Source organism: Sphingorhabdus sp. 109, from assembly GCF_902506555.1.
Lineage (GTDB): Bacteria > Pseudomonadota > Alphaproteobacteria > Sphingomonadales > Sphingomonadaceae > Parasphingorhabdus.
Window position 1 is genome coordinate 1,770,683 of the sequence record NZ_LR732707.1, and the last position, 25,334, is coordinate 1,796,016.

Annotated in this window: 24 protein-coding genes; 15 read left to right on the forward strand and 9 right to left on the reverse strand. The window is 58.9% G+C overall.

Annotated elements, in window-relative coordinates; genetic code table 11:
- Positions 1 to 13 precede the first annotated feature (13 nt).
- Complete coding sequence (locus BOSE62_RS08290) at positions 14 to 781, forward strand: SDR family NAD(P)-dependent oxidoreductase (RefSeq protein WP_159644124.1); 768 nt, start codon at positions 14 to 16, stop codon at positions 779 to 781.
- A gap of 9 nt (positions 782 to 790) precedes the next feature.
- Here BOSE62_RS08290 and BOSE62_RS08295 read toward each other — a convergent pair whose 3' ends face one another.
- Positions 791 to 2,023: a UbiH/UbiF/VisC/COQ6 family ubiquinone biosynthesis hydroxylase gene (locus BOSE62_RS08295; protein ID WP_159644129.1), complete on the reverse strand. Its 1,233-nt coding sequence runs from the start codon at positions 2,021 to 2,023 to the stop codon at positions 791 to 793.
- A gap of 172 nt (positions 2,024 to 2,195) precedes the next feature.
- On the opposite strand from BOSE62_RS08295, the gene BOSE62_RS08300 reads away from it, so the two are divergent.
- From BOSE62_RS08300 to ribA, 4 genes are all read left to right on the forward strand, one after another.
- A complete protein-coding gene (locus BOSE62_RS08300) occupies positions 2,196 to 4,511 on the forward strand; it encodes a DNA translocase FtsK (RefSeq protein WP_159647965.1) in 2,316 nt (771 codons plus the stop codon).
- A gap of 94 nt (positions 4,512 to 4,605) precedes the next feature.
- Positions 4,606 to 5,235 (forward strand): LolA family protein, encoded by a 630-nt coding sequence (locus tag BOSE62_RS08305; protein ID WP_159644134.1) that lies wholly within the window; start codon positions 4,606 to 4,608, stop codon positions 5,233 to 5,235.
- 288 nt (positions 5,236 to 5,523) lie between these two features.
- Entirely contained in the window at positions 5,524 to 6,318 is a 795-nt protein-coding gene (locus BOSE62_RS08310; RefSeq protein WP_159644140.1) for an exodeoxyribonuclease III, read from the forward strand.
- Entirely contained in the window at positions 6,315 to 7,394 is a 1,080-nt protein-coding gene (gene ribA, locus BOSE62_RS08315; protein WP_236553934.1) for a GTP cyclohydrolase II, read from the forward strand. Before BOSE62_RS08310 ends, ribA begins: the two co-directional genes overlap by 4 nt.
- A gap of 34 nt (positions 7,395 to 7,428) precedes the next feature.
- On the opposite strand, the gene BOSE62_RS08320 is transcribed toward ribA, so the two are convergent.
- Entirely contained in the window at positions 7,429 to 8,031 is a 603-nt protein-coding gene (locus tag BOSE62_RS08320; protein ID WP_159644144.1) for a TetR/AcrR family transcriptional regulator, read from the reverse strand.
- 137 nt (positions 8,032 to 8,168) lie between these two features.
- On the opposite strand from BOSE62_RS08320, the gene BOSE62_RS08325 reads away from it, so the two are divergent.
- Entirely contained in the window at positions 8,169 to 9,380 is a 1,212-nt protein-coding gene (locus BOSE62_RS08325; RefSeq protein WP_159644147.1) for a multidrug effflux MFS transporter, read from the forward strand.
- A gap of 269 nt (positions 9,381 to 9,649) precedes the next feature.
- A complete protein-coding gene (locus BOSE62_RS08330; protein WP_159644150.1) occupies positions 9,650 to 9,973 on the forward strand; it encodes a hypothetical protein in 324 nt (107 codons plus the stop codon).
- 179 nt (positions 9,974 to 10,152) lie between these two features.
- Here the strand turns inward: BOSE62_RS08330 and ssb are convergent, their stop codons facing one another.
- From ssb to BOSE62_RS08350, 4 genes are all read right to left on the reverse strand, one after another.
- Entirely contained in the window at positions 10,153 to 10,671 is a 519-nt protein-coding gene (ssb, locus tag BOSE62_RS08335; protein WP_159644153.1) for a single-stranded DNA-binding protein, read from the reverse strand.
- Positions 10,672 to 10,717: 46 nt separating this feature from the next.
- Positions 10,718 to 12,577 (reverse strand): ferrous iron transporter B, encoded by a 1,860-nt coding sequence (gene feoB, locus BOSE62_RS08340; RefSeq protein WP_159644157.1) that lies wholly within the window; start codon positions 12,575 to 12,577, stop codon positions 10,718 to 10,720.
- 3 nt (positions 12,578 to 12,580) lie between these two features.
- Complete coding sequence (locus BOSE62_RS08345; protein ID WP_159644162.1) at positions 12,581 to 12,850, reverse strand: FeoA family protein; 270 nt, start codon at positions 12,848 to 12,850, stop codon at positions 12,581 to 12,583.
- Between the two features lie 129 nt (positions 12,851 to 12,979).
- Complete coding sequence (locus BOSE62_RS08350) at positions 12,980 to 13,645, reverse strand: COQ9 family protein (protein ID WP_159644177.1); 666 nt, start codon at positions 13,643 to 13,645, stop codon at positions 12,980 to 12,982.
- A 130-nt stretch (positions 13,646 to 13,775) separates the two neighbouring features.
- Here BOSE62_RS08350 and BOSE62_RS08355 point away from each other — a divergent pair, with 130 nt between their 5' ends.
- Entirely contained in the window at positions 13,776 to 14,876 is a 1,101-nt protein-coding gene (locus BOSE62_RS08355) for an alkene reductase (RefSeq protein ID WP_159644181.1), read from the forward strand.
- A gap of 15 nt (positions 14,877 to 14,891) precedes the next feature.
- On the opposite strand, the gene BOSE62_RS08360 is transcribed toward BOSE62_RS08355, so the two are convergent.
- Both BOSE62_RS08360 and BOSE62_RS08365 read right to left on the reverse strand, forming a co-directional pair.
- The gene (locus BOSE62_RS08360) at positions 14,892 to 15,347 is read right to left on the reverse strand and encodes a DUF1465 family protein (RefSeq protein ID WP_236553937.1); all 456 of its coding nucleotides are present in this window, start codon (positions 15,345 to 15,347) and stop codon (positions 14,892 to 14,894) included.
- 159 nt (positions 15,348 to 15,506) lie between these two features.
- Positions 15,507 to 15,704: a YdcH family protein gene (locus BOSE62_RS08365; RefSeq protein WP_159644184.1), complete on the reverse strand. Its 198-nt coding sequence runs from the start codon at positions 15,702 to 15,704 to the stop codon at positions 15,507 to 15,509.
- A gap of 63 nt (positions 15,705 to 15,767) precedes the next feature.
- Between BOSE62_RS08365 and BOSE62_RS17565 the strand changes: the two genes are divergently transcribed.
- From BOSE62_RS17565 to ftsH, 6 genes are all read left to right on the forward strand, one after another.
- Positions 15,768 to 16,049 carry a YdcH family protein gene (locus BOSE62_RS17565; protein ID WP_328799770.1) on the forward strand — a complete coding sequence of 94 codons (282 nt, stop codon included), beginning with the start codon at positions 15,768 to 15,770 and terminating at the stop codon, positions 16,047 to 16,049.
- Between the two features lie 110 nt (positions 16,050 to 16,159).
- On the forward strand, positions 16,160 to 18,442 hold the full coding sequence (ptsP, locus tag BOSE62_RS08375; protein ID WP_159644192.1) for a phosphoenolpyruvate--protein phosphotransferase: 2,283 nt from the start codon (positions 16,160 to 16,162) through the stop codon (positions 18,440 to 18,442).
- Positions 18,443 to 18,610: 168 nt separating this feature from the next.
- A complete protein-coding gene (locus BOSE62_RS08380; RefSeq protein ID WP_159644194.1) occupies positions 18,611 to 19,447 on the forward strand; it encodes a helix-turn-helix domain-containing protein in 837 nt (278 codons plus the stop codon).
- A gap of 120 nt (positions 19,448 to 19,567) precedes the next feature.
- Complete coding sequence (locus BOSE62_RS08385; protein ID WP_159644199.1) at positions 19,568 to 20,434, forward strand: tetratricopeptide repeat protein; 867 nt, start codon at positions 19,568 to 19,570, stop codon at positions 20,432 to 20,434.
- A 3-nt stretch (positions 20,435 to 20,437) separates the two neighbouring features.
- Complete coding sequence (gene tilS, locus BOSE62_RS08390) at positions 20,438 to 21,391, forward strand: tRNA lysidine(34) synthetase TilS (RefSeq protein WP_159644206.1); 954 nt, start codon at positions 20,438 to 20,440, stop codon at positions 21,389 to 21,391.
- Positions 21,392 to 21,556: 165 nt separating this feature from the next.
- The gene (gene ftsH / locus BOSE62_RS08395) at positions 21,557 to 23,509 is read left to right on the forward strand and encodes an ATP-dependent zinc metalloprotease FtsH (protein ID WP_159644214.1); all 1,953 of its coding nucleotides are present in this window, start codon (positions 21,557 to 21,559) and stop codon (positions 23,507 to 23,509) included.
- Positions 23,510 to 23,611: 102 nt separating this feature from the next.
- On the opposite strand, the gene rpoZ is transcribed toward ftsH, so the two are convergent.
- Entirely contained in the window at positions 23,612 to 23,959 is a 348-nt protein-coding gene (rpoZ, locus tag BOSE62_RS08400) for a DNA-directed RNA polymerase subunit omega (RefSeq protein ID WP_159644220.1), read from the reverse strand.
- 161 nt (positions 23,960 to 24,120) lie between these two features.
- Between rpoZ and BOSE62_RS08405 the strand changes: the two genes are divergently transcribed.
- Positions 24,121 to 25,332: a phospholipase D-like domain-containing protein gene (locus tag BOSE62_RS08405; protein WP_159644226.1), complete on the forward strand. Its 1,212-nt coding sequence runs from the start codon at positions 24,121 to 24,123 to the stop codon at positions 25,330 to 25,332.
- The last annotated feature ends 2 nt before the right edge of the window (positions 25,333 to 25,334 follow it).

Sequence of the window (25,334 nt, forward strand, 5' to 3'; positions counted from 1 at the left end):
GGATGCCTTTTTCATGACCACACCCAATTTTTCCATTGACCTGAGCGGACGAACCGCACTCGTGACCGGCGCATCGGCCGGTCTGGGCCGCCGCTTTGCCAAGGTGCTGGCCGCTTGCGGCGCGAAAGTTGCCTGCACCGCCCGGCGCAAGGACAAGCTGGACGATCTCGTCGCAGAAATTACGGCCGATGGCGGCACCGCCAAGGCCTTCGCCCTTGACGTGCGCGATGCGGCGCAGCTTCAGGCGATCATTCCCGCCGTGACGGAATCTCTGGGTCAGCCCGATATACTCGTCAACAATGCCGGAATCGTCGACGCGGAACATGCCACGCGGATGTCCACCGATCTGATCGACGATGTTCTGGACACGAATTTGCGCAGCGTCTTCATCCTGTCGAACGAATTCGCTCGCCCCTTGATCGCCCGGAAAGCGCCCGGGCGGATCGTCAATATCGCATCCATTGCCGCGACCAGCTATAGCGGCGGCGGAGCTGCTCTCTATTCCACAACCAAGGCGGGAGTTGTTCGCATCACTGAGACGCTGGCGGTGGAATGGTCAAAATTCCACATCAATGTGAACGGCATCGCGCCGGGTCTGTTCGCCACCGATATGGCCGACGGCATGATTGAGCGCGCTGGCGATTTTTCGGTTCACTTCCCGCGCAAGCGCGTGGCGCAGCCGGAGCAGATGGATAGCACATTGCTCTATCTGGTATCACCCTCTTCCGACGCGGTGACCGGCACCGTGATCAAGATCGACGACGGCCAGGGCGGACGCTAGGACCCGAAGCTAGACCAGCTCGCCTGTGAGCAGCTTGGGCAAATCGCCGGTTTCGCCTTTGGCCTCGGCCATGAATTGTGCTTTGAGCGGCGGGATGCGCTGAACCAGTCCGATGCCCATCCGGCGGATCTTGGAAGAGGTTTCTCCCGGCAGGCCGAACAGGCGGGTGAGCAGATCGGTGGCCGCCGAGACCATCATATTGTCGAGGCTGCGCCAGCGGTCGTAGCGCGCGAGAATCTGGGCATCACCCAGATCAAGACCGGTGCGTGCACCTTCGACCAGACATTCGGTCAGCGCCGCCACGTCGCGCAGGCCCAAGTTAAGCCCCTGCCCCGCAATCGGGTGGATGCCGTGACCGGCATCGCCGATCAGCACCAGACGGTCAGCGGTCAGATGGGAACTGTGGTGGAAGCCCAGCGGATAGGTCGGCCGATCGGTGAGCAGCTCGATCTCGCCAAGAAATCCGCCGGTCTTCTTCATCATCTCCGCGACGAAGGCACGCTTGTTGATGTTCGCATAGGCCGGACCGTCCTTTCGCGAAACCGTCCATACCACCGCCGAACGGTGCCGTCCGTCCGCATCGTCGAGCATTGGCAGGATGGCGAACGGACCGGAAGGGAAGAACAGTTCATAGGCGGTGTTTCCATGCGGCTTCTCGTGCGCGATTTTGCAGACAATGGCATTATGGTCATATTGCCAGTGCGCCATGATGATGCCGGCTTCCTCGCGCATCCGGCTGCCGCGCCCGTCGGCGGCGATCAGCAACGGGGCAGAGAGCCGCTCGCCGTTTTCCAGCGCGATATCGACCCTGTGGCCGCCACGTTCGCAGGACGCAACCTGGGTCGAGAGATGCAGCGTGATATTGTCACTGGCCTGAACCGCCTCGAACAGGAGTCGCCGGAGCATGGCATTTTCGACCATGATGCCCATCGGGCCTTCGCCTTCGCCCGGAACAAAGTCCAGCGTGCCGGGCTTCAGCCCGTCGTTGACCAGAATCTTCTCGATATCGCAGCCATGCGGTCGCAGCTTGTCGGCCAGGCCGATGGCGTCGAACATGTTCCAGCTGGCGCTGTTGATCGCCGAAACGCGCGCATCGGCCTGCGGATTGAGCAGTTCGGCCGGATCGGCGCGGTCGATGATCGCGATGCGCAAGCCGTGGGCTGCCAGCGTCAGCGCCTGGGTCAGACCGATCATGCCCGCACCCAATATGATGATATCGCTTTGCCGAGAGTCAATTCCCATAGAGACGCCTTTCCGAGCCCGAATATGAGATATAGTTAGGCATCGATGGTCGGGAAAGAAAGGCAAATCCGGTAAAATAAAGCCAAGAAACTTGACGGCGAGTCCCCGATTCGCGCAAAGGAGCAGATAGTTAATGCGCGCCTTCGGCTGGGGCGACGTACGGGAGTATATGATGGCGGGAAAAGCCAAAGAAGCGAATTGGCGTGAAATCATGCGCCTCAGCCTGTTGCGCAGCGGTGCCCTGATCGGGGCCATCGCGATTTTTCTGACGACCGTCTTCCTGTTTCTGGCGCTGGTCAGCTATTCGCCCAGCGATCCTGCTTTCAACACTTCGGCCGGCAGCGTCGAGCATAACTGGATGGGCGTTTTCGGCTCCTATCTTTCCGATTTGCTGCTGTTGCTGGTCGGCCTGCCCGCCCTGCTCTTGCTGCCTTTGCTTCTGGTGCTGGCCAACCGGTTGTGGCGCGACATTCCGCAGCCCGGCTGGAAACAGCAACTGCTTTGGTGCTTTCTGGCGATATTGCTGGTCGGCACCGCCCTCGCCCTCTGGTTCCCGGAACCGGAAATGGAACTCCCTTCCGGTCTGGGCGGCCTTGCCGGGATGCTGATCGCCAACGGAACCAGAGCCGGACTCAACGCAATTTCCGCCGGCTGGAGCGGCCTGATTTCCGGCCTGTTGATCGCGCTGACCCTGACCGGCGGCCTCGTCCTTGGCTATTTCAGCCTGCGGCTGGACAAACCATTATTCTCCGGCACCGCGTTCAAGCTGCCAGCGATAAAGAGTCCGTTCGCCGAGAAAGAGGATAGCCTGGTGGTCGAGCCGGATCGTTCGGGCGCGGCCAAGCCCAAGGCAAAAAAAGAGCCCGCTCCGCGCAAGGAAGTCAAACCGGATAACCGGCCGCCGCCAGAGATCAGCGAACGCGCCTTGCCGCCGAAAAAGGCCGGCGTCAGCAAGGGCAAACAGGGGGATTTCTTCGGCCCTTATGTGCTGCCGTCGCTCGATTTGCTGACCCCCGCGCCCGAGCAGGACAATAATGTTATCGACAAGGCTGGCCTCGAACGCAACGCGCGCCTCTTGGAATCGGTACTCGACGACTTTCACGTCAAGGGCAACATCAATGCCGTGCGGCCGGGCCCGGTCGTCACCATGTACGAGCTGGAACCGGCGCCCGGCATCAAGGCCAGCCGGGTGATCCAGCTGGCCGAGGATATCGCCCGCAACATGTCGGCGCTCTCGGCGCGTGTCGCCGCCATTCCCGGGCGGACCGTCATGGGCATTGAATTGCCCAACACCAACCGCGAGATGGTGGTGCTGCACGAAATGGTCGGCAGCGACAGTTTCGCCGAACAGACTGGCAAATTGCCGATCATTCTCGGCAAGAATATCTCCGGCGACCCGGTCATTGCCGATCTGGCACCGATGCCGCATCTGCTCGTTGCGGGTACCACCGGCTCGGGTAAATCGGTCGGTCTGAACTGCATGATCCTGTCATTGCTCTACCGGCTGACTCCCGAAGACTGCAAAATGATCATGATCGACCCGAAGATGCTGGAACTCAGCACCTATGACGATATTCCGCATCTGCTGTCCCCGGTGGTCACCGAACCGGCCAAGGCCATTCGGGCGCTGAAATGGGCGGTCGAGCAGATGGAAGAGCGCTACCGGATGATGTCATCGATCTCGGTCCGCAATCTCGCCAATTACAACGAGAAGGTGAAAGCCGCCAAGGCCAAGGGCCAGCCGCTCGGCCGTCGTGTCCAGACCGGCTATGACCCGGAAACCTCTCGCCCGATCTACGAGGAAGAGCAGCTCGACTACGAAGTGCTGCCGCAGATCGTGATCATTGTCGACGAACTCGCCGATCTGATGATGACCGCCGGCAAGGAAGTCGAATTCCTGATCCAGCGACTGGCGCAAAAGGCGCGCGCAGCGGGTATCCATCTGATCATGGCGACCCAGCGTCCCTCGGTCGATGTTATCACCGGCGTGATCAAGGCCAACCTGCCGACCCGGATCAGCTTCCACGTCACCTCTAAAATCGATTCCCGGACGATTCTGGGCGAACAGGGCGCCGAGCAGCTGCTCGGCAAGGGCGATATGCTCTATATGCCCGGCGGCAAGCAGCTGACCCGTGTCCATGGCCCCTTCGTTTCCGATGACGAAGTTCGGCGGGTCGCCGATCACTGGCGTTCGCAGGGTGCACCGGACTATATCCAGGCGGTAACCGAAGAGCCCGAAGACGGCAGTTTTGCTCTTGATGGTGCCGACCTGAGCGATAGCAAAGAAGACCGGCAATATGCGCAGGCCTGCCAAATCGTGTTCGAGAGCCAGAAGGTTTCGACCAGCTGGCTGCAGCGGCAGTTGCGGATTGGCTATAACACCGCTGCCCGGATCATCGACCGGATGGAAGAGGATGAATTCATCAGTCCGCCCAATCATATCGGCCGGCGCGAAGTGCTGCGCGACCAGAATGGCGAACCCCTCTAGCTCCGCGCGATGCCTTGCATCCTGACGGAATGATTAAGCCATTGTTCAATCGCCACCCGCTAGGCGTATCTCTTGATAATCTGGAGTTTTCGTAATGTTGAAATATGGTTTCGCCTTGATCGCTGCGCCGCTGGCCCTGACAGCAAGCCTGCCCGCCACCGCACAGCAAAGCCCCGCCAACAGTCTGTCGAAGGTTCAGGCCCATTTGCGCGCCATGACCACGATGACTGCCAATTTCAGCCAGAGCGACCGCAGCGGCCAAATGCTGACCGGTAAGCTGATATTGAAGCAGCCCGGCAAGATTCGCTTTCAATATCAGGACGACGCCAATTTGCTGATCGTCGGGGATGGAAAGGCGCTGACCCTGATCGACTATGATGTGAATCAGGTCCAGCGCTGGCCGATCGGCAACAGCCCGCTGGCGGCGCTGCTCAACCCCGAACGCGACCTGTCGAAATATGGCAAGATCATTCCGACACGCAATCCAGCGGTGCTCAGCGTCGAGGTCCGCGATCCGAAAAGGCCGGAATATGGCGTGATTACAATGGTCTTTACCAAAAAGCCCGGCGCGCCCGGCGGGTTGAGCCTGGATGGCTGGGTATCGCTCGATTCGAAAAACAATCGCACTTCGATCCGCCTGTCCAATCAGAAATTCGGGGTTCCCGTGGCCAACAGCAGCTTCAACTGGACCGATCCGCGGAGAAAAACGCGCCGCAAGCGATGAGCCGAGACGGGCTGCCGATCAGCAGAAAATGATCCATCTTTCGTTCATGCTGCCGACAGAAATACGGGGCTATAACCAGAAACAGGATGAGGAGAGACAGTCAGGTTTTCCCCCTGTTACCTGACCAAATCAGTCTCAACTCATTCATGCGTGACGAACGCGAGTTTGCCCCCACCTCCTTAATGCCCCCGGAGGTGGGGGTTTTCCTTTTTTGGCCCGGGAAAATTGCACGAATCTCTATTGCCTTTGGGCTTGGGTTTCTCCGCGAGCGTGGCTATCAGACTCGGCATGAGTGATAGCCTGAAAATCGTCAGCTGGAATATTAACAGCATCCGTGCCCGTCTCGACATCGTCGAACGTTTCCTGACCGAAGAAGCGCCCGATGTCCTGTGCCTGCAGGAAACCAAGGTGCGCAACGAACAATTTCCCGAAGGCATGTTCCGCCGGCTGGGCTATAATCACATGATATTGCATGGCCAGCCGATGCACCATGGCGTTGCGATCATCAGCCGTGTGCCGCTACACAAGGATGAGCGGTACGACTGGCAGAATAATGGCGAGGCGCGCCATGTCGGTGCAGTGCTGCAAAACGGCGTGCGGATCGAGAATGTCTATATCCCCGCCGGCGGCGAGATTCCGGACCGGGAACTCAATCCGAAATTTGGCCAGAAGCTCGATTTCTTCGGCCGGATGACCGAATGGTCGGCCAATCTCAAGGAGCCGACGATCCTGATGGGCGACTTCAATGTCGCACCGCTCGAATCGGACGTCTGGAGCCACAAGGCGCTGCTCAAGGTCGTCAGCCACACCCAGATCGAGATCGACCATCTCTACGCCATGCGCGACGCCCATGGATGGGTCGACATCGGTCGCAAGCTGATCCCCGACCCCGAGCGCCTCTATACCTGGTGGAGCTATCGCGCCAAGGACTGGCGGGCCTCGGACAAGGGTCGCCGGCTCGACCATGTCTGGACCAGCCCGGAACTGGGAGACAAGGCGAAGAGCCACGTCGTTCTCGAAGATGCGCGCAGCTGGGGCAAGCCATCCGATCATGCCCCCCTGATCACGGAATTCGAATTTTGAACGCAGTGCCGCCCGAGGGGGCCAGAAAGGCTGCCGCCCGCCGTGCGGCCCGTGCGATCGATGCGCTTCGCCGGGGCTGGTCGATTGGCGTGGAGGCGGATGGCGACCGGTTGAATCTGCTCCCGGTCGAAACCGGAAATTTGCAAGAAGCCCTGCCGGAAACCGGCACCGTTTCCCTGCTGATATCCGCCAGCCGCGCCGCGACGCTCAAGCTGCACAATCAACTGTCTGCGGGCGACCCGAGTCTGCCAATCCAGATCAGCCTTCCGGCTCCGGTCACCGCGGCGGAGATCATCGCCATTGTCGATCCGGTGCTCGATATGCAATATCCGCTGAAAGGTCCGTTCCGCAGCGAACCGCTGGCCAATCCCGAAGCCGCCGAAGCCGCAATGGAACTGGCCCGTCAGGGTGGTCTGCTACCGGCCTTTGTGGTGGTGGACGCGACGGAAGACCCCGTACAGGCTGACGATGCCGCTGCCTATGCGGACTCCAGCGCGTTGACGATCAGCGCGCATGCGAAGCTTCCGGTCGCTGCCAATAGCAACGCCCATATCTTCGGCTTCCGCAGCGACGCTGACGCCACCGATCATGTCGCGCTGGTGGTCGGCCAGCGTGACAGCAGCACGCCAGTCGTGCGTTTGCACAGCGAATGTCTCACCGGAGACGTTCTCGGCAGCTTGAAATGCGATTGCGGACCACAATTGCATGCCGCGCTCGACCAGATGACCGAGGCCAACTGGGGTGTGCTGCTGTACCTGAGGCAGGAAGGCCGCGGCATCGGGCTGATCAACAAGCTGCGCGCTTACGCGTTGCAGGATCAGGGCTTTGACACGGTCGACGCAAACCAGCGTCTCGGCTTTGCCATCGACGCCCGCGATTTCTCAATCGCCGCCCGGATGCTCGAACTGCTCAACATCCCCAAGGTGAAATTGCTGACCAACAATCCGGAAAAAGTGGAAGGATTGGAGACATGCGGCGTTACCGTCGAAGAGCGCCTGCCGGTCAAGATAGCCGCCAATCCGCACAATGAATTTTACCTCGATACGAAAAGGGACCGGACGGGGCATCAATTGTGATGTTCTGATGTCTGATCCCTGCTTGGCGCATTATTCAACCCTGTCCGGATGACTTGCGGTCGCTCCGGAAGATCTCATCCGCGATATTTCGTGCGAAATCCTTGTCCAGGGTGTCGCCGTTAAGCAGGGCGTACCAAAACGCGCCGTGGACGAAACTGGATAATATATTGATGTTGCAGTCCTGGCCAATCTCGCGGCGTTCTTGTGCTCGTTTCAACAGGTCAGTGACTATTTCCTCACGTGGATTCACAAAATGCTTTCTGAATATCTCACGAAAGCCGTTGTTTTCCTGCGCTGCTGCAATCAAGGCTCGGATAGTGCTTCCATTTTCGGCCAGATGTTCAAACACCTGAACCAGGAAGCGCTCCAGTTGCATCCTGGATGTTTGGGTCGGATCATTGAGCGGCGCTGATGCATATCGGCCCGTTTCTTCAAAAACCGCATCCAGCACCAGATCAGCCTTGGTGTTCCAGCGATTATATAATGTCTGTCGTGCCACCCCTGCTTCGCTCGCGATAGCGGCAATGCTAACCGCCTCATAGCCGCGCTCGCGCACCAGTTTCAGTGTAGCGGCCTTTATCGTACCCGCTGCTTCTGCATCCCGTGGCCTTCCGGCTGATCGTTTTCCTTCGCTCATGCAAGCCTCCTGGCCGGGACCATATCCCAGCAGCTAATTAATTACTAGACACTAGTCCATTATATTATTAGACTACCGTCTATTAATCCGCACCTGACTGTTCCGGAGTCGCCACCTGCATTTTGAGGCCCATGACTATGCAAAAAGAATCCCTCACTGCCCGCCGGGCCGCCTGCATAACCGCCGTGCTTGGCTTGCTTTCCATTTTTCCGCCGCTGGCCACCGATATGTATCTTGCCGGTCTCGGCGACATTGCAATAGCGATGGAATCGAGCGCTGCGGCCACCGAATTGTCGCTGTCCATATTTTTTCTCGGCCTGTGTGCAGGACAACTTGTCATGGGACCGCTGATCGACGGCTTCGGACGCAAAGGGCCCTTGCTCGCCGCAACGTTCCTATTTATCGCAACGTCTTTCGCCCTGATCCTGGTCAAAGACATCGCGCTGTTCAATGCGCTGCGTTTTCTACAAGCGCTGGGTGCCTGTGGCGGGATGGTGGTCAGCCGCGCGGTCGTCCACGATCTTTACGACGGCCGCCGTGCAGCCAAGGCCATGACCGTATTGGTCATGTTGCTGACAATAGGTCCCATCGTATCCCCAACCATTGGCAGCCTTCTGCTTGAATCGTTCGGATGGCGGTCGATATTCGTCGCGATGATAGTCGTTGGCATCGTCGCGCTAATATTATCCCTGATAATCTTGCCAGAGACCTTGCCGCGCCAGGCCCGGGCTGCCGCGCCATTTCTCACTGGACGTAAGGCAGCGGTGAAACTGGTCACCCGTTCCGAATTTATGCTACCGGCTGTAATAGCGGGCCTTATCCAGGGCGGCATGTTTGCCTTCATCACGGGATCATCCGGTGTATTCCAAGGCGTATTCGGCCTTAGCCCGCTCGCTTATGGCCTGATGTTTGCGGGGATCGCGACAGCATTGCTTTTGTTCGGGCGTATCAATACAAAATTGCTCGACCGTTTCTCGCCTTCGCATATCCTGAAAAGCGGATTGCCTTATTACGTACTGTTCACGCTTGTGCTGACTTTGTTGTCAGGCACGACAACGCTGTGGCTCTTTGCTCTGCCGCTATGGGTGTCAATTGGAACAGTGGGGCTACTCTCTGCGAACGCCATGTCAATCGCGATGGCGTCGTCACGAGATACGGCCGGAATAGGGTCTGCCTTACTGGGAGCTATCCAATTTGGTATTGCCTTCACCGTCTCTTCCCTGGTCGCAATGGGAGGAACCGACACGCCGCTGCCAATGGCTCTGGGCCTCTTTCTACCCGCCGTTGCCGCGCTCTTGCTTTCGACGAGATCACCACTTCGCAACCAGGACAAAGCTGGTTTCGTTTGAGCGGTGGAGACGAACCCGGGAGCAGCGGAAGAGTAGAAAGTTTGTGTTCTCACAGGCGACTGGAGTCTCAGCGCGCCAGCGTGCATGAAAATATCTTCACTCTCGGCCCTTCGAACGGATTATTGGGAACGTGAAAACAGCCCTTAATCGTGTTGCTGACACACCATGGCCGCCGCCCTCAGCCTCTGGCTACATATTGATACACTTATCGAATTGACGCCACGCCAATATGCGCAGCATTATATCCGCTCTCATAGAGGAGTAAGTTCATGCGTCGCTTGATCGTAGCAATTCTGGTGATTTCACTGGCACCAGTTTCAGCCAGCCTGGCCAAGCCTGCTCCGCCACCACCTGTTCACGAACGACCGACCGATCTGGTCGCCGCCGATCTTGGCGTTCCCGAACAGGTCTTTGTCGACTGTTTCTCCGGCGTTTCTCCTGAAGCCAACCATGACCCGTCGGTCACACAACAACATGCAAACAAGGCCATTTTATTGCCGTGCCTGCAGGCCGAAAATCCGTCCATCACCAATGAGAAGCTCGATAGCGTGATGGATAAATATCGGCCTGAAGGTCCGATGCCAAAGCCGTAGGGTCAGAGGCTAGCTGCCAATGGATCTGCGAAACCGAACCATTGGCATGTTTCCCCGAAACCTTTCATTCCGCTAGCCACCCATTCGCTGCCATGGGTAACGGCCAAGGCGCGGATCCAATCCTGCAACAAAGCCGCGTCTCGACAGAGACTCAGAATGCTTTCGCCATGGGTTGCGCTCTAGAACGGAACGTCGTCGTCCAGATCGCTGTCAAAGGCGCCGCCACCCTGACCACCGCCACCGGTCTGGCCCCAGCCGCCACCGGAACCGCCACCGGATGGCGCGCCGCCGCCCTGGCCACCACCCCAGCCGTCATTGGAACCGCCACCCTGGCCACCGCCGCCCTGGCGGCTGTCGAGCATTTCCATTTTCGCGTCAAAGCCCTTGAGCACGACATCGGTCGAATAGCGGTCATTGCCGGACTGATCCTGCCATTTGCGGGTTTCCAGTTTGCCTTCGAGATAGACCTTGCTGCCCTTGCGCAAATAGCGTTCGGCAACGCCGGCCAGGCCTTCGTTATAGATCGAGATATTGTGCCACTCGGTCTTTTCCTTGCGCTCGCCGGTCTGTTTGTCTTTCCAGCTTTCCGATGTGGCGACACTGAAATTGCAGACTTTGCCACCATTGGCAAAGGTACGCACTTCCGGATCCTTGCCCAGATTGCCTACGATGATGACTTTGTTGATGCCGCCGGCCATTTCAAATTCCCCAAAAATTATATGTGATTTTCGATTCTTGGGAACTCTATAGACCGAGGGCGACGGCACTCCAATATGTAATACCGGCCGCCACATAGGCGAGCGCAAAAAGATAGACGAGCATGAAGGTCGGCCATTTCCAGCCGTTGGTTTCCCTGCGGGTCACGGCGATGGTCGAGATACATTGCGGCGCAAAGACAAACCAGGCGAGAAAAGCCAAAGCGGTCGGCAGCGACCAGCGGCTTTGCAGCCGTTCGGTCAGGGATTTTGCCTCCGCTTCTTCGTCCGGCGCATCAATCGCATAAGTGGTCGCGAGCGCCGCGACAGCCACTTCGCGCGCCGCCATCGCCGGGATCAGGGCGAGCGCAATATCCCGGTCGAAGCCGATCGGCTTGACGATCGGAGCAATGACGTTGGTGATCCGGCCCGCCGCGCTATAGTCGACCTGGCTCATCGCGCTGTCCTCGGGGACCTTCGGGAAGGTCAGCAGCAGCCACAATATGACGGTCGCCGCAAAGATGATCGTGCCGGCACGGCGCAGGAATATCCAGGCCCGCTGCCACAGGCCGATCAATATGTCGCGCAGGCTGGGCAGCTGATATTTCGGCATTTCCATCAGGAAGCCGCTATTCGGCCCCTTGGTTACGGTCGATCGCAGAACCAGCGCCACGATCATCGCCCCGAGAATGCCGAAGACGTAGAGGCCGAACAGCACCAGACCTTGCAGGCCGATTCCCGGCCCGACGCTGGTTGGCGGGATGAACGCGCCGATGATGATCGCGTAAACCGGCAGCCGCGCGGCGCAGGTCATCAGAGGGGCAACCAATATGGTCGTCAGCCGGTCTCGCGGATCGGAGATGCTGCGCGTTGCCATGATGCCGGGAATGGCGCAGGCGAACGAGGACAGCAGCGGAATGAAACTGCGCCCGGACAGGCCGACACTGGCCATCAGCCGGTCCATGATGAAAGCGGCGCGTGTCATATAGCCACTGGCTTCGAGCAGCAGGATGAACAGGAACAGGATCAGGATCTGCGGCAGGAAGACCACCACTGAACCGACCCCGGCAATGGCGCCTTCGATGATGAAGTCGCGCAGGAAACCGGACGGCAGATTCGACTCGACCGCCGCGGCAACCCATTCGCTCGCCCCTTCGATCCAGCCGATCGGCGCCTCTGACCAGGCAAAGACTGCCTGAAACATGACGAACAGCACCGAGAGCAGAATCAACGGTCCGGCAAAGGGGTGGAGAAACAGGCGGTCGGCCCGCTCCGACCAGCGTCGTCCTGCGGTTTCGGAAACGATCGCCTGGTTGGCAATCCGCTTGGCCTGCTGCCGCAAACCGTGATCGCGCTCCTGCGCGACGATCGGCTTTACGCCATCCGGCTTTGCCTTGAGACGACCATCCACGGCCGCAGCAAGTTCGTCCAGTCCGCGCCGGCGAACGGCGACGGTCGGCACCACGGGAACGCCGAGTGCCTCCGCCAGCTTTGCCGGATCGAGAGTCAGTCCGTCCCGCTCCGCCAGATCCATCATGTTGAGCGCCACGACAACCGGGTGACCGAGTGCGATCACTTCCAGCGCAAAACGCAGATGATTGTCGAGATTGGCAGCATCGAGCACCAGCACGATCATGTCAGGCCGGCGTTCGCCCTTTTGCAGCCCCATGATGACGCCGCGCGTCACTTCTTCGTCCGGGCTGGTCGGATCGAGGCTGTAACTGCCCGGAAGGTCGACCAGTTCGGCCGGACGACCATCGGCAAAGGCGAAATGGCCGGACTTCCGTTCGACCGTAACACCGGGATAATTGGCAATCTTCTGCCGGGCTCCGGTCAGTGCATTGAACAGAGCACTTTTGCCGGAATTGGGGTTGCCCGCGAGGACAATGAGTGGCGCAGCTTCCGTCATCGTTCAGGCAGCTATCGATGCTGCAACCGGCTGAACCGATATAGCCTGTGCATGGGCCTTGCGGACGGCAATCATCATTCGTCCGACTTTCAGGGCAATCGGATCTTTCAGCCCAAACATTCCCTGGTGCAGCTTCTCCAGCGAAACACCTTCGTCGATCCCGAGCGCGCGCAGACGGCGTCCCTCGGCATCGGAAATCGCTCCCCAGTCTATGCCCACAATTTCGGCATTTTGATTGAGGGACAGCTGGTCAAGGGTTGTGGGAGTCTGCATATATCGCAACAGGGCCTTTCTAATTGCGACTGATTATCAATATAGATTCGGCTTGGCGAGTCTTTTTCTGCCTATTTGTCACCAGACGCCCAGCGCCTCGCCGCTCCGCCCCACAGGCGCTACTGTCATTCAGGCTCCGCGATAGCGCAACCGCCCGATAAAGCGGGCCATGCTGAAGCGGTCACCGCCACCGCCGGTGACCCTGGCCTTTACCTTTTCGAACTGCATGACATTTTCGATCCGCCGGTCCAGAAACGCTCTGGTATCGGAAAAATCATCGCTTTCGTCATCCAGAAAGACACTGACCGTACTGCCGTAGACGCCGGATAGCAGCGTCCTCTTGGTATAATGATTATAGTCGGTTGCCGTGTCACCAGCCAGCCGCCACATCTTGTCGGCAGCGCGCCAGCCCATTTTCGCGGCCCGGCGTAAATGCGGTGGCGCCGCCAATATGGCGACCGCCCGCCGCAGGCCTTCGCGGTCTGCCGCGAGCGCCTCCAGCCGCGCTTCGACCAGCGCCTTTATCCGTTCGCGTATTTTCATTCCGGCGAGTTCTTCGGCGCTATATTTTGCCGCCATTTTCTCGTCCACCGCCTGAAACCATGCGTCGATCATATCGACCGGCCCGTCATTGAACGCGAGTGTGGCAAGATCTGGGTCCACGCCGGCAAGTTGTGCGGCCGCCAGTACAGCCTTTCCGTTCCAGCCGTCAAAAGCGGCCTGCGCAGCCAGCGATGGCGCGAGAAAAGAGCGCACTTCGTCCAGGGTAGGTTCTTCGGGAAGCGATGCAGACATGGGGGTTCCTTTGAAATCAGCCCTATCAACATAGACAGAAATTGCCTGGTTTCAAACCATTGCATTTAGAGCAGAGGCCTCTTAACTGTCTGATTAACATTTCACGCCTCTTGTTTCAGGGAATTCCATCTTGACCACATTGTTCGATCCGATCACCGTTGGCGCCATCGAAGCCTCCAACCGCATGTTCATGGCCCCGCTGACCCGCTGCCGTTCGACCATGGAATTTGTCCCCACGCCGATCATGGGCGAATATTATGCCCAGCGCGCCGGTGCCGGCCTGATCATTTCGGAGGCCACCGGGATCAGCCAGCAGGGTCTCGGCACGCCCTTCGCTCCGGGCATCTGGAACGACGCGCAGACCGAAGCGTGGAAGCCGGTTGTCGAACGGGTGCACCAGGCCGGCGGCAAGATCATCTGCCAGCTCTGGCATATGGGTCGCATCGTCCATCCCGATTTTCTCGATGGGGAAAAGCCGGTCTCCGCTTCAGCCACGACCGCGCCCGGCAGCGTCCGGACCTATCAGGGCAAGAAAGATTATGAAGAAGCCCGTCCGCTGGAAATCTCGGAAATTCCCGGCCTGCTCGACGATTACCAGAATGCGGCGGAAAATGCGAAAAAGGCCGGCTTCGACGGTGTCCAGCTGCACGCCGCCAATGGCTATCTTATCGACCAGTTCATTCGTTCCGGCACCAATTTGCGGACCGATGAATATGGCGGACCGGTCGAGAACCGTATCCGCCTGCTCGGCGAAGTAACGCAGCGGCTGGTTGAGGTCTGGGGCAGCGACCGGGTTGCGGTCCGCCTGTCACCTAATGGCGATTCCCAGGGCGCGGATGACGCGACACCGGTGGAAACCTTTACCGCTGCGGCCAAATTGCTCGACCAGATCGGCATCGCCTTTCTCGAACTGCGCGAGCCCCCTGCCCACGGCACCTACGGAAATACCGACGTGCCGCCGGTCAGCCCCGATATCCGCCCGGTCTTCCATCGGCCACTGGTGCTCAACAGCGACTATTTCTACGATAACGCGACCGCAGCGCTGGCTGAAAACAAGGCCGACGCGATCAGCTTTGGCCGGACATTCATGACCAATCCGGACCTGCCGGAGCGGTTCCGGGCGGGCGCGGAACTCAACCCGACCGATTTCACCCCGACCTGGTACACCCAAGGTCCGGAGGGATATACCGACTATCCGACAATGGATGAGGAAAAAGCCGCGACGGCCTGAATTGCCGGCGTTCGATCAGAAGTTGCTCTGGAGTCGGCGGAACATATTCTGGACCGCCGATTCGGCTTCCTTGTCCTGATTCATGCGCCCGGAGAGGCGCAGCAGGCGCTGGAACAATTCTTCGCTGGCCATGATGATCTGGCGCGCTTCTACCGGAAAACTCTCGACCAGCGCCTGATCGGTAACGGGTGCCTGACCAAGCGAGCGATCCCGGTTCCATGCTTCGGCTTCGGACAATTCCCCGCTTTGCAAGGCTTTCTGATTCAACAGCCAGGCGATGCAATGCATCAGTCTGGTCGTGACTTTGAGGGATTCGCATGAAAAGGAAACGGCCAGAAGATTGTCCGGATCGGATTCTTCCTGGAAACGCCCGGATTCAAAATAGGAACGGGACTCGTCCGCGAGCAGCATGGCTTCGGTATAAAGTGCGTCGATCAATCTGGTCGTCAAAAGGGCTTCACGATCTGGCATAGAAGCTCCGTAGCAATTTTTTGCAGTTCTTTGACAGCTAATTTTCCACGTCAGAACGGCCTGCGGGGCCTCTGTTTCAAACTGACACGCGGAAGGTTCCAGGGTTAACTGGTGGACGGCACTGGTTAACGGGCGGCAGGTCCGCAGACGAGCGTGGCCTCAGGCGATAATATCCGGAATCAGCTGGTTTTCGATCATGATGATCCGGTCGCGCAACTGCAATTTTCTTTTCTTGAGTCGCGCGGTCCGCAACTGATCCGGATTGCCCGTTGCCACCAGCGCGGCAATCGCCTCGTCGAGATCGCGATGCTCGACTTTCAGCATTTCAAGCCGCATTTGCAACTCTTCATCGCTCATCCCCATTCCGGCTCAATCTCCCCCTTGCGTCGCTTACGCAATTTTGCAATCTTCACTCTATTCATGGTTCAGGTCGAAACCAAGACCTTTAACCCATGTCGCAGGAGGCGAGGCCAAATTGGCCAGCTCAGCAGGAAAGGAAGCTTTCACCCTCTTTCATTTTCAAAAAACAATATTTCTGAGGAGATTTTTATGATTCAGGATCACATGTCAGCATTGCGCAAAAAACATGAAGCGCTGGAACGCAAGATTAATGAAGAAGAAACCCGCCCGCTTCCGGACACGATTCGAATCCATAATCTGAAGAAAGAAAAGCTCCGGCTGAAAGAGGAACTGCTTAACTAGCGGAAAATCGGCGACGGCGATCCGGCTGGTCCGGAAAAAATATTCATTGCCCTGGCCGAAGTGCTGTTTTCTGCTTCGCACTCATACGGCGTTTCTGCTAGGCAATCACCATGCCCGCATCCGATCCCTCCAGCACCAAGACTGCCCGCAATATCCTGACCGGTCTCCGGTCGATCATGGCGTCCCGCGGCAACGCACAGGCGAAGCTCAACCAGGTGGTTGAGACCATAGCCGAGGCGGTGAGCAGCGAGGTTTGTTCAATCTATTTGCGCCGCGACGGCCTGCTGGAACTTTACGCAACCCGCGGGCTGAACGCGGAAGCAGTGCATGTAACGAAACTCGCGATGGGCGAAGGCCTGACCGGCTATATTGCCAAAAATGTCGAGACGCTCAATCTCGACGAGGCGGCGAGCCACCCCGACTTCCAGTACCGGCCGGAAACCGGCGAAGAAAAATTCCACAGCTTCGCCGGTGTGCCGATCATCCGCAACCAGCAGTCTATCGGTGTTCTCTGTGCCCAGCATGTCGAACCCCGCCGCTATTCCGAAGTCGAGATTGAAGCGTTCCAGACGGCGGCAATGGTCCTGTCCGAACTGATCATCAGCGCGGAACTGGTCGATGACAATTTCGCCCAGGAGACGGCAACCCTCGACATTGGTGCCAACCGCCTGAGCGGATTGCAACTGGTCAAGGGCAAGGCGCGCGGTCATGCGGTGTTCCATCAGCCGCGTGTCAAGATCGAGCATACGGTGGCGGAAGATATCGAAGCGGAACGGCACCGGGTCTATTCCGCCTTCGACAAGATGCGCGACCAGATCGACCAGATGACCAGCCAGGCCGAATTCGGGGTGGGCGGCGAGCATGAAGAGGTGCTCGAGACCTACAAGATGTTCGCCTATGACGAGGGCTGGAGCCGGCGGATCAACGAAGCGATCGACAGCGGCCTGACCGCCGAAGCAGCGATCGAACGCGTGCAGCAGCATACGCGGATGCGCATGCGGCAGATTGACGATCCGTTGCTGGCCGAGCGCATGCACGATCTGGAGGATCTCGCCAATCGGCTGTTGCGGACGGTTTCGGGACAATTGGGAACCGCGGCAAAAATGGGCTTGCGGCAGGATTCGATCCTGATTGCCCGCAACCTCGGACCGGCCGAACTGCTCGAATATGACCGGCGCAAGCTGAAAGGCGTCATCCTCGAGGAAGGTTCGCTGACCGCCCATGTCACGATCATCGCGCGCGCCATGGGCATACCGATACTCGGACAGGTCAAGAATATCCGGCAATTCGTCCGGGAAGACGATCCTCTTCTGCTCAATGTCGACGAAAAGACCGTCTTCGTCCGTCCCAGCCCCTCGATGGAGGAAGCGTTCGAGGCGCAGCTGGAGCTCAGCCAGAAAAAACGCGCCGCCTATTCCGAACTGCGCGACAAGGAAGCCGTAACCAGGGACGGCGTCCGGATCACGCTCAATATCAACGCCGGCCTGCGGGACGATCTGGCTTTGCTCAATCTGACCGGCGCGGACGGCATCGGTCTGTTCCGCACCGAATTCCAGTTTCTGGTCGCCGCGACCATGCCGGGCAGGGCCGGGCAGACGCGCTTTTACCGCGATGTGCTGGATGCCGCCGGAGACAAGCCGGTCATTTTCCGCACCGTCGATATCGGCGGCGACAAGCCCCTGCCCTATTTCCAGGCCAGCGAGATCAAGGAAGACAATCCGGCAATGGGCTGGCGGGCGATCCGCATCGGTCTGGAACGGGACGCCTTGATGAAGGTTCAGGCGCGCGCCCTGATCGAGGCTGCAGCGGGACGGAAACTGAATGTCATGTTCCCGATGATCGCAGAGCCGTGGGAATTTGACGAGGCACGGGCGGTATTCGAAAATCAGCGTCTCTATCTGCAAAGCCAGAAGAAGCGGCTGCCGACGCAGATCCGCTACGGCGCCATGCTGGAAGTTCCGGCGCTGGCAGAATGTCTGGACCTGATGGCCGACCGGCTCGATTTTCTGTCGATCGGCACCAATGATCTGACCCAGTTTCTGTTTGCCGCCGACCGCAGCAACCCGAAACTGGCCGAACGGTTCGACTGGATGAGCCCGGCCATTCTCCGATTCCTGCGCCGCGCCTCTGACAATGCTGCGCGTTTTGATATTCCGCTCGGTATTTGCGGAGAGATGGGCGGCCGGCCGCTCGATGCTCTGGCGCTGCTTGGCCTTGGCATCCGGAACCTGTCGATCACCCCCGCCTCGGTCGGTCCGATCAAGGCAATGGTCCGGTCTCTTAATCTCGGCGAAGCCCGATCGGAGATGGAAGCGATATTGCAGGACGCGCCGAACGAGCCGAGAGCGCGCCTCGAGCAATGGGCCAATCAGCGCGATGTTGATCTGGGCTGACCAGTGCCAGGCGATCCGCCGACGATTCACCTTGCGAGCCAGAGAAAAAGTAAAATCCAGCGACTAACGCATGATAGTCATTGACTTTTGCCGCCCAAACTGGCTTTTTCGTCGCAAATCCGGGACGTGCGAAAAGGGTCGCAAATTGATCCGGCCAAGGGAGTTTTTGTGGCCGAAGAAACCAATGAAGACGCAAATGTTGAGCTGAATCTGCACAGCACGGGCGAATTGTTGCGCCGTGCGCGGGAGCAGAAAAATCTCTCGCTGGACGATGTTGCCAAAAAAACCCGAATCCCGCTGCGCCATCTGGAGTCGCTAGAAAGCGGCGATTTCGAAGCGCTGCCCGGACGAACCTATGCAATCGGTTTTGCCAAATCCTACGCCAGAACGGTGGGCCTGGTCGACGCTACGATCGGCAGCCAGTTGCGTGCCGAAATGGATGAACAGGGACACGGCGCCTATCAGGCCGAAGTAAGCGATTATGCACCGGCAAACCCGTCCAGCATTCCGCCCCGCTATCTGGCATGGACAGCGGCCGGTATCGGCGCGCTGGTTCTGATCGGTTATCTCGTCTGGCGTACATTGATCCTCAATCCCGGTGACCTTGAACTGGCTGCAGACAGCGAACCCGCGATGCCGGCAGAAACTGCATCGCCCGATACCCCGGGCCAGACTGTCGCGGGCAGCAACCCGATGCCATCTGGTCAGGGCACTGTCGTTCTTACGGCAACCGAACCGGTCTGGATGAAAATCTATGATGCGGAGGGCGAGCGTCTGTTCGAGGACCAGATGGCCGCCGGCGAAACCTTTACCGTGCCGGCAGATGCCGATGATCCGCAGATCCTGACCGGACGCCCTGCAGCGCTGACGGTCACCATTGACGGACAGGTTGTCCCCCAGCTGGGCAGCGCCGAGCGGACGATAAAGGACGTCGGCGTCAGCGCGGCCGCGCTGCTGGCGCGGGAAACGGTCAACAACCCGGATGGCGATCTGCCGTCCGAATAACCGCCGCCGGGGCCGCCAGGATCGCGGCACGCCTCCGGATCAAACCCGTTGTCCGGTATAATATTATTTACTTTTCAGCGTAGTATATGGTTAATATGCGCGCAATTTGCGGAGGCCTCGATGAAGACATTCGGTATCACAATCCTGCTCACCAGCCTGCTTGCCAGCACGCCTTTATCGGCCCAGAGCGCCGATGTGGACAAGCGCGTCGACCGGCTCGAACAGGAGATGCGTGCGGTCCAGCGCAAAGTCTTCCCGGGTGGTTCAACCCGCTATTTCGAACCTGAAATCACCGCGGAATCGGGTCCGGCAACCCCCGCGACATCGGTCACGACTTCCGCCGTCAGTGACCTGATCGCCCGGGTGGATGCGCTCGAGTCCAGCCTGGCCAATCTCACCGGGCAGGTCGAGGAGAACGGCTTTCGGCTGAAGAAGATCGAGGACCAGCTGGCAGCGGCCGCCACCCCGACGGCGAGCGTGTCGACGGCCAATAGCGGCAGCGCTGCGGCAGCGACGGCTGCAACCACAGCCGAGGAGGCCGCGCCTGATCCGCAACGAGTGGTGGGCGTCGCCGCGATCGTCATGCCGGACACCGGCGATGCCGGCGAGGATTCCTATATTTACGGCTACCGCCTGTGGGATGCGAAATTCTATCCGGAAGCGCAAGCGCAGTTGAAGAAAACAGTCGAGGATCATCCGAACCATCGCCGCGCGAGTTTTGCGCAAAATCTGCTCGGACGCGCCTATCTCGATGACAACAAGCCGGCGCTGGCTTCGGTTGCCCTCTATGAAAACTACCAGAAAAGGCCGCGCGGAGAGCGCGCTCCGGACAGCCTCTATTTTCTCAGCAGCGCGCTGGTACAGCTGGGGAAAAAGGACGATGCCTGTCGGGTATTGGCCGAGATGGAGGATGTCTATCCCGAGGTCGCCAGTGGCCGGCTGGCCAGCCGCGTGACATCGGGTAAGGCTGCTGCCAATTGCAAGTAGGCCATGACCGGTGCCCCTGCCTCGCTGGAAATCCGTTTCGCGGAGGCGCTTGACCGGCTGCTGCCGTCCTTTGCATCCAAGGAACAGACACTCGGTCTGGCGGTGTCCGGCGGCCCCGACAGTCTGGCCCTGCTGTTGCTGGCATCCAAAGCCTGTCCGGACAGGATCGCCGCAGCCACCGTCGACCACGGCCTGCGCCCCGCCGGGCGCGAAGAGGCGGAATTTACGGCCTCGGTCTGTCGCGAACATAACATTCCGCACGACATATTGCGCCCGGTTGTTCCGATCCGCGGCAGTATCCAGAGCGCCGCACGCCGCGCCCGTTACGGGTTGCTCCACGACTGGATGAAGGACCGGCGTATCGACTGGCTGGCAACCGCGCATCACGCCGATGACCAGCTGGAGACCATGATCATGCGCATCCTGCGCGGCAGCGGCATTGACGGCCTTTCGGGGATCAGGGCGAAACGCTCCCATATCATCCGCCCCCTGCTTGATTTCCAGAAACCGGAACTGGTCGCCTATGTCGCCGGCCACGGCCTGGAAGCGGTCGACGATCCCTCCAATCGCGATCAGGGCTTTGACCGGGTGCGGGTGCGCAAGGCGCTGCAGGATCTGGAAGGCTTCGACACCAGCCTTGCGAGCCAGAGCGCAAGCGCAGTGGGCGACGCCCGCGAGGCTTTAGAATGGATGACGGATCAGCTCGCCGGTGACCATATCAAAAGCACGGCCACGGGCTGCACCCTGTCCAACACCCGCTTTCCGCACGAGATCCAGCGGCGACTGTTGCTCCGTTGCCTGCATATCTGTGATCCTGCCCTGTCTCCACGCGGTAACCAGATCGACCAGACAATCCTAGCACTGGAAAAAGGCGAAACCGTCACCCTGGGGAATATATTATGCCGGGGTGGCGCAGTCTGGCGCTTCCAGCCGGCGCCAAGGCGCCGGACCAGCTGACGGAGCGACACGGCGCTGGATAGCGGCTGAGCCGATCACTTTGATCGGTAAAAACATTGGCCTACTTATTGTCATCCGCAGCAAAAGGACTATCTTGAAACCATAGATAATTGCGGCGTGATGCCGTTCATCCGCTGCAACATTGATTACAGGACAAAATACGCAATGAATGACGAACAGGATCCCAAAGAAAATCCCTGGATGAAAAGCATGTTCATCTGGGCCGGCGTCATCATTGCGCTTCTGCTCACCGTATCGATGTTCGGAGCGGGCGCCTCGGGCGAAGGGGCGACCGGTATCAGCTATTCCTCCTTCCGCGACAAGGTAGAGGAAGGCAGTGTGAAAAGCGTGGCCATTGCGCCGGACAAGATCACCGGCGAGCTGACCAATGGCGACCTGTTCACCACCACACCGGTTGGCAGCGATCCGTCGCTGGTAACGCTGCTGGACGAGAAAGGCGTGGAATATAGCGGCAAGCCGCAGGAGCAGGCCAGCATCTGGCAGATCATCCTCGTCCAGTCGCTTCCTTTCCTGCTGATTCTCGGCATCGCTTTCTTCGTGCTGCGCCAGATGCAGAAGGGCAGCGGGTCCGGAGCGATGGGCTTTGGCAAATCCAAGGCCAAGCTGCTGACCGAGAAACAGGGCAAGGTGACCTTTGCCGATGTCGCCGGCATCGACGAAGCACGCGAAGAGCTGGAAGAGATTGTTGAATTTCTGAAAAATCCCGGACGCTTTGCCAAGCTGGGCGGCCAGATTCCGAAAGGCGCATTGCTCGTCGGTTCGCCGGGTACCGGTAAAACGCTGCTGGCCCGCGCTATCGCAGGCGAAGCGGGCGTGCCCTTCTTCTCGATCTCCGGTTCGGATTTCGTCGAAATGTTTGTCGGCGTTGGCGCCAGCCGGGTTCGCGACATGTTCGAACAGGCGAAGAAAAACGCGCCGTGCATCGTCTTCATCGATGAAATCGACGCCGTTGGTCGTCATCGTGGTGCCGGTCTCGGCAATGGCAATGACGAACGCGAGCAGACGCTGAACCAGCTGCTGGTCGAAATGGACGGTTTCGAAGCCAATGAAGGCATCATCATTATCGCTGCGACCAACCGTCCCGATGTGCTTGACCCGGCCTTGCTGCGTCCCGGCCGTTTCGACCGGCAGGTTGTCGTGCCGCGTCCCGATATCGAAGGCCGCGAGAAGATTCTTGCTGTCCACATGAAGAAAGTGCCGCTGGCGCCAGACGTCGACGCGCGAACCATTGCACGCGGAACGCCCGGCTTCTCCGGCGCCGATCTGGCAAACCTCGTCAACGAAGCGGCACTGATGGCGGCCCGCCGTGGCAAGCGGATGGTCGCGATGAGCGAGTTCGAGGACGCCAAGGACAAGGTCATGATGGGCACCGAGCGCAAGTCCATGGTGATGACCGACGACGAGAAAAAAATGACCGCCTATCACGAAGCTGGCCATGCCATTGTCTCGGTCCACGAGCCGGCCTCCGATCCGATCCACAAGGCGACGATCATCCCCCGTGGCCGTGCGCTCGGCATGGTGATGCGCCTGCCCGAACGGGACAATTACAGCTATCACCGCGACAAGATGCACGCCAATCTGGCGGTATCGATGGGCGGCCGCGTCGCCGAGGAAATCATCTTCGGCTATGACAAGGTTTCCTCCGGCGCATCCGGCGATATTCAATATGCCACCAAGCTGGCCCGCGACATGGTGACCCAATGGGGCATGTCGGACCTGATGGGGCCGTTGCAATATGAAGAGGAACAGGGCGAAACCTTCCTCGGCTATTCACAGTCCCAGCGCGTTCATATGTCGGACGAAACCGCAAAGAAGATCGATCTGGAAATCCGCAAGCTGATCGACGACAGCTATGACCGCGCGAAACAGTTGCTGACCGATCATGAGGATCAGCTTCACGCACTGGCCAATGCGCTGCTCGAATATGAGACCCTGTCCGGCGAGGAAATCGACGAGCTGGTCAAGACCGGCAAGTTCGAGCGGCCTGATGGCGGAGTGATCAAGCCGGCTGCCGCTCCTTCGGTCGGCACGTCCATTCCAAAAGCGGGACGGAAGAAAAAGGGGCCGTTTGGCGACCCCAAGCCACAAGGCGTCTGACAGGCTAACCGCAAGGAGCCGGAACAGAAGAAAGGCCGCTCGGGATATTCCCGGCGGCCTTTTCTTTTGTCTCGAGGATATCAGCGGCGAACCGCAGACCGTTTAGCGGCGACCATAGTCCCCGGCGACACCGGCGCTGCGTGGCGGTGCGGCGGCCGTAAGACGAAGCGCTTCTGCCGACTGGCTGATCGAACCGATTTCATCCGGCGTATCATCATCGTCGATGAGAACCTTCTGCAGCGACTGCACGAGGCTTTCTTCCAGATCCTTCGGCTTGATCGTTTCTTCCGCGATCTCGCGCAGGGCGACAACCGGGTTTTTATCGCGGTCGCGATCGACCGTCAGCTCTGCGCCGCCGGAAATCTCACGTGCGCGCTGGGCTGCAAACAACACCAGATCAAACCGGTTTGTCACTTTATCAACGCAATCTTCAACCGTAACGCGAGCCATAAGGCGCTCCTGATTCTGCAAACTATAGGAAAAGAGGCCTGCATGTAGGGCTATTGGCGGGATTTGTCAACAAATCCGGGTGGTCCCGTCCTACGCCGCATAGCCCGGAATACAATCTAATGGTTTGTCGGTAGGGCGGTGATAATCTATGCCTCGAAACCATGAAAAACACCCCCGCGAGTACAATTTCATGGCAGCCCGGGCGAGCGCAATGGTTTGACGTCGGCGCCAACCGGTTACGGTTGGTGCGCGCGCCGGACAAGCGCCTTGCCGCACTCGTCAATCTGCTCGAACAGGCCGATAAAAGTCTAAAGCTTTTCTTCTACATGTTCGAAGACGATTCGACCGGCCGGAAGATTCTCGATATTCTGATCGCGGCCTGTAAACGGGGCGTCGCAGTCGAGATGATGGTCGACAGTTTCGGCTCCAATGGTGCGCCGCGCAATTTTTTTGATTCCTTCGTCCAGGCGGGCGGCAGGTTCAAAATATTCAGCCCGCGTTTCTCGACCAGCTATTTTGTCCGCAATCACCAGAAAATGATCATCGCGGATGATTGCTGTGCCCTGATTGGCGGGTTCAATATCGCCGACGAATATTTTGCCGTGCATGAACCGTCCGGAGGAGATGACGGGGAAGACGAAAGCTGGGAGGATCTGGGTCTGGAATTCAACGGCCCCGAGGTTGCCAGTCTCGCCAGCTATTTCAGGCTGTTGTCCGACTGGGTCTATCGGGACAATGGCAATATGCGTTCGCTGCGCAAAATGGTGCGTTTGTGGGAAGCTGGCAACGGACAGTTCCAGTGGCTTCTCGGCGGACCAAGCAATCGCTTGAGCCGCTGGGCCCGCGCGATAAAAAATGATCTGGAGCAAGGCAGCAGACTGGATCTCGTCACCGCCTATTTTTCTCCCGGACAAGGGCTGTTGCGCCGGATTGGCGGCGTGTCGAAGCGCGGCGGCCACAGCCGGATCATCTTGCCGGGCAAGACCGACAATGGCGCCACCATGGGGGCCAGCCGGCTGCTTTACGGATATTTGCTGAAACGGCATGCGCGCCTGTTCGAATTCCAGCCCAAGCGGCTCCACACGAAACTGGTCATCGTCGATGACGCCGTCTATATCGGCTCGGCAAATTTTGATCTGCGCAGCCTGTTCATCAATGTGGAAATGATGCTGCGGATCGAGGATCGCGCCTTTGCCGACCATGCGCGCAGCCTGATCGATATCCTGCACGAGCATAGCGAAGCCATTACACCGGACCTGCATAAATCCCGGCGGACATTTCTCAATCGCCTGCGCTGGGCCATATGCTATTTCCTCGTCAATACGCTCGACTATCGCGTCACTCGCCGTTTCAACTTCGGTATCTTGAAATAGCC

Coding starts and splice junctions, on each gene's coding strand:
- rpoZ (WP_159644220.1), bottom strand. CDS start 23,959: ATGGCTCGCGTTACGGTTGAAGATTGCGTTGATAAAGTGACAAACCGG.
- BOSE62_RS17565 (WP_328799770.1), top strand. CDS start 15,768: ATGGTTCAGGTCGAAACCAAGACCTTTAACCCATGTCGCAGGAGGCGA.
- ptsP (WP_159644192.1), top strand. CDS start 16,160: ATGCCCGCATCCGATCCCTCCAGCACCAAGACTGCCCGCAATATCCTG.
- BOSE62_RS08300 (WP_159647965.1), top strand. CDS start 2,196: ATGGCGGGAAAAGCCAAAGAAGCGAATTGGCGTGAAATCATGCGCCTC.
- BOSE62_RS08310 (WP_159644140.1), top strand. CDS start 5,524: ATGAGTGATAGCCTGAAAATCGTCAGCTGGAATATTAACAGCATCCGT.
- BOSE62_RS08385 (WP_159644199.1), top strand. CDS start 19,568: ATGAAGACATTCGGTATCACAATCCTGCTCACCAGCCTGCTTGCCAGC.
- BOSE62_RS08290 (WP_159644124.1), top strand. CDS start 14: ATGACCACACCCAATTTTTCCATTGACCTGAGCGGACGAACCGCACTC.
- BOSE62_RS08345 (WP_159644162.1), bottom strand. CDS start 12,850: ATGCAGACTCCCACAACCCTTGACCAGCTGTCCCTCAATCAAAATGCC.
- tilS (WP_159644206.1), top strand. CDS start 20,438: ATGACCGGTGCCCCTGCCTCGCTGGAAATCCGTTTCGCGGAGGCGCTT.
- BOSE62_RS08360 (WP_236553937.1), bottom strand. CDS start 15,347: ATGCCAGATCGTGAAGCCCTTTTGACGACCAGATTGATCGACGCACTT.
- BOSE62_RS08305 (WP_159644134.1), top strand. CDS start 4,606: ATGTTGAAATATGGTTTCGCCTTGATCGCTGCGCCGCTGGCCCTGACA.
- BOSE62_RS08295 (WP_159644129.1), bottom strand. CDS start 2,023: ATGGGAATTGACTCTCGGCAAAGCGATATCATCATATTGGGTGCGGGC.
- BOSE62_RS08350 (WP_159644177.1), bottom strand. CDS start 13,645: ATGTCTGCATCGCTTCCCGAAGAACCTACCCTGGACGAAGTGCGCTCT.
- BOSE62_RS08320 (WP_159644144.1), bottom strand. CDS start 8,031: ATGAGCGAAGGAAAACGATCAGCCGGAAGGCCACGGGATGCAGAAGCA.
- BOSE62_RS08365 (WP_159644184.1), bottom strand. CDS start 15,704: ATGAGCGATGAAGAGTTGCAAATGCGGCTTGAAATGCTGAAAGTCGAG.
- BOSE62_RS08405 (WP_159644226.1), top strand. CDS start 24,121: ATGAAAAACACCCCCGCGAGTACAATTTCATGGCAGCCCGGGCGAGCG.
- ssb (WP_159644153.1), bottom strand. CDS start 10,671: ATGGCCGGCGGCATCAACAAAGTCATCATCGTAGGCAATCTGGGCAAG.
- BOSE62_RS08330 (WP_159644150.1), top strand. CDS start 9,650: ATGCGTCGCTTGATCGTAGCAATTCTGGTGATTTCACTGGCACCAGTT.
- ftsH (WP_159644214.1), top strand. CDS start 21,557: ATGAATGACGAACAGGATCCCAAAGAAAATCCCTGGATGAAAAGCATG.
- feoB (WP_159644157.1), bottom strand. CDS start 12,577: ATGACGGAAGCTGCGCCACTCATTGTCCTCGCGGGCAACCCCAATTCC.
- BOSE62_RS08325 (WP_159644147.1), top strand. CDS start 8,169: ATGCAAAAAGAATCCCTCACTGCCCGCCGGGCCGCCTGCATAACCGCC.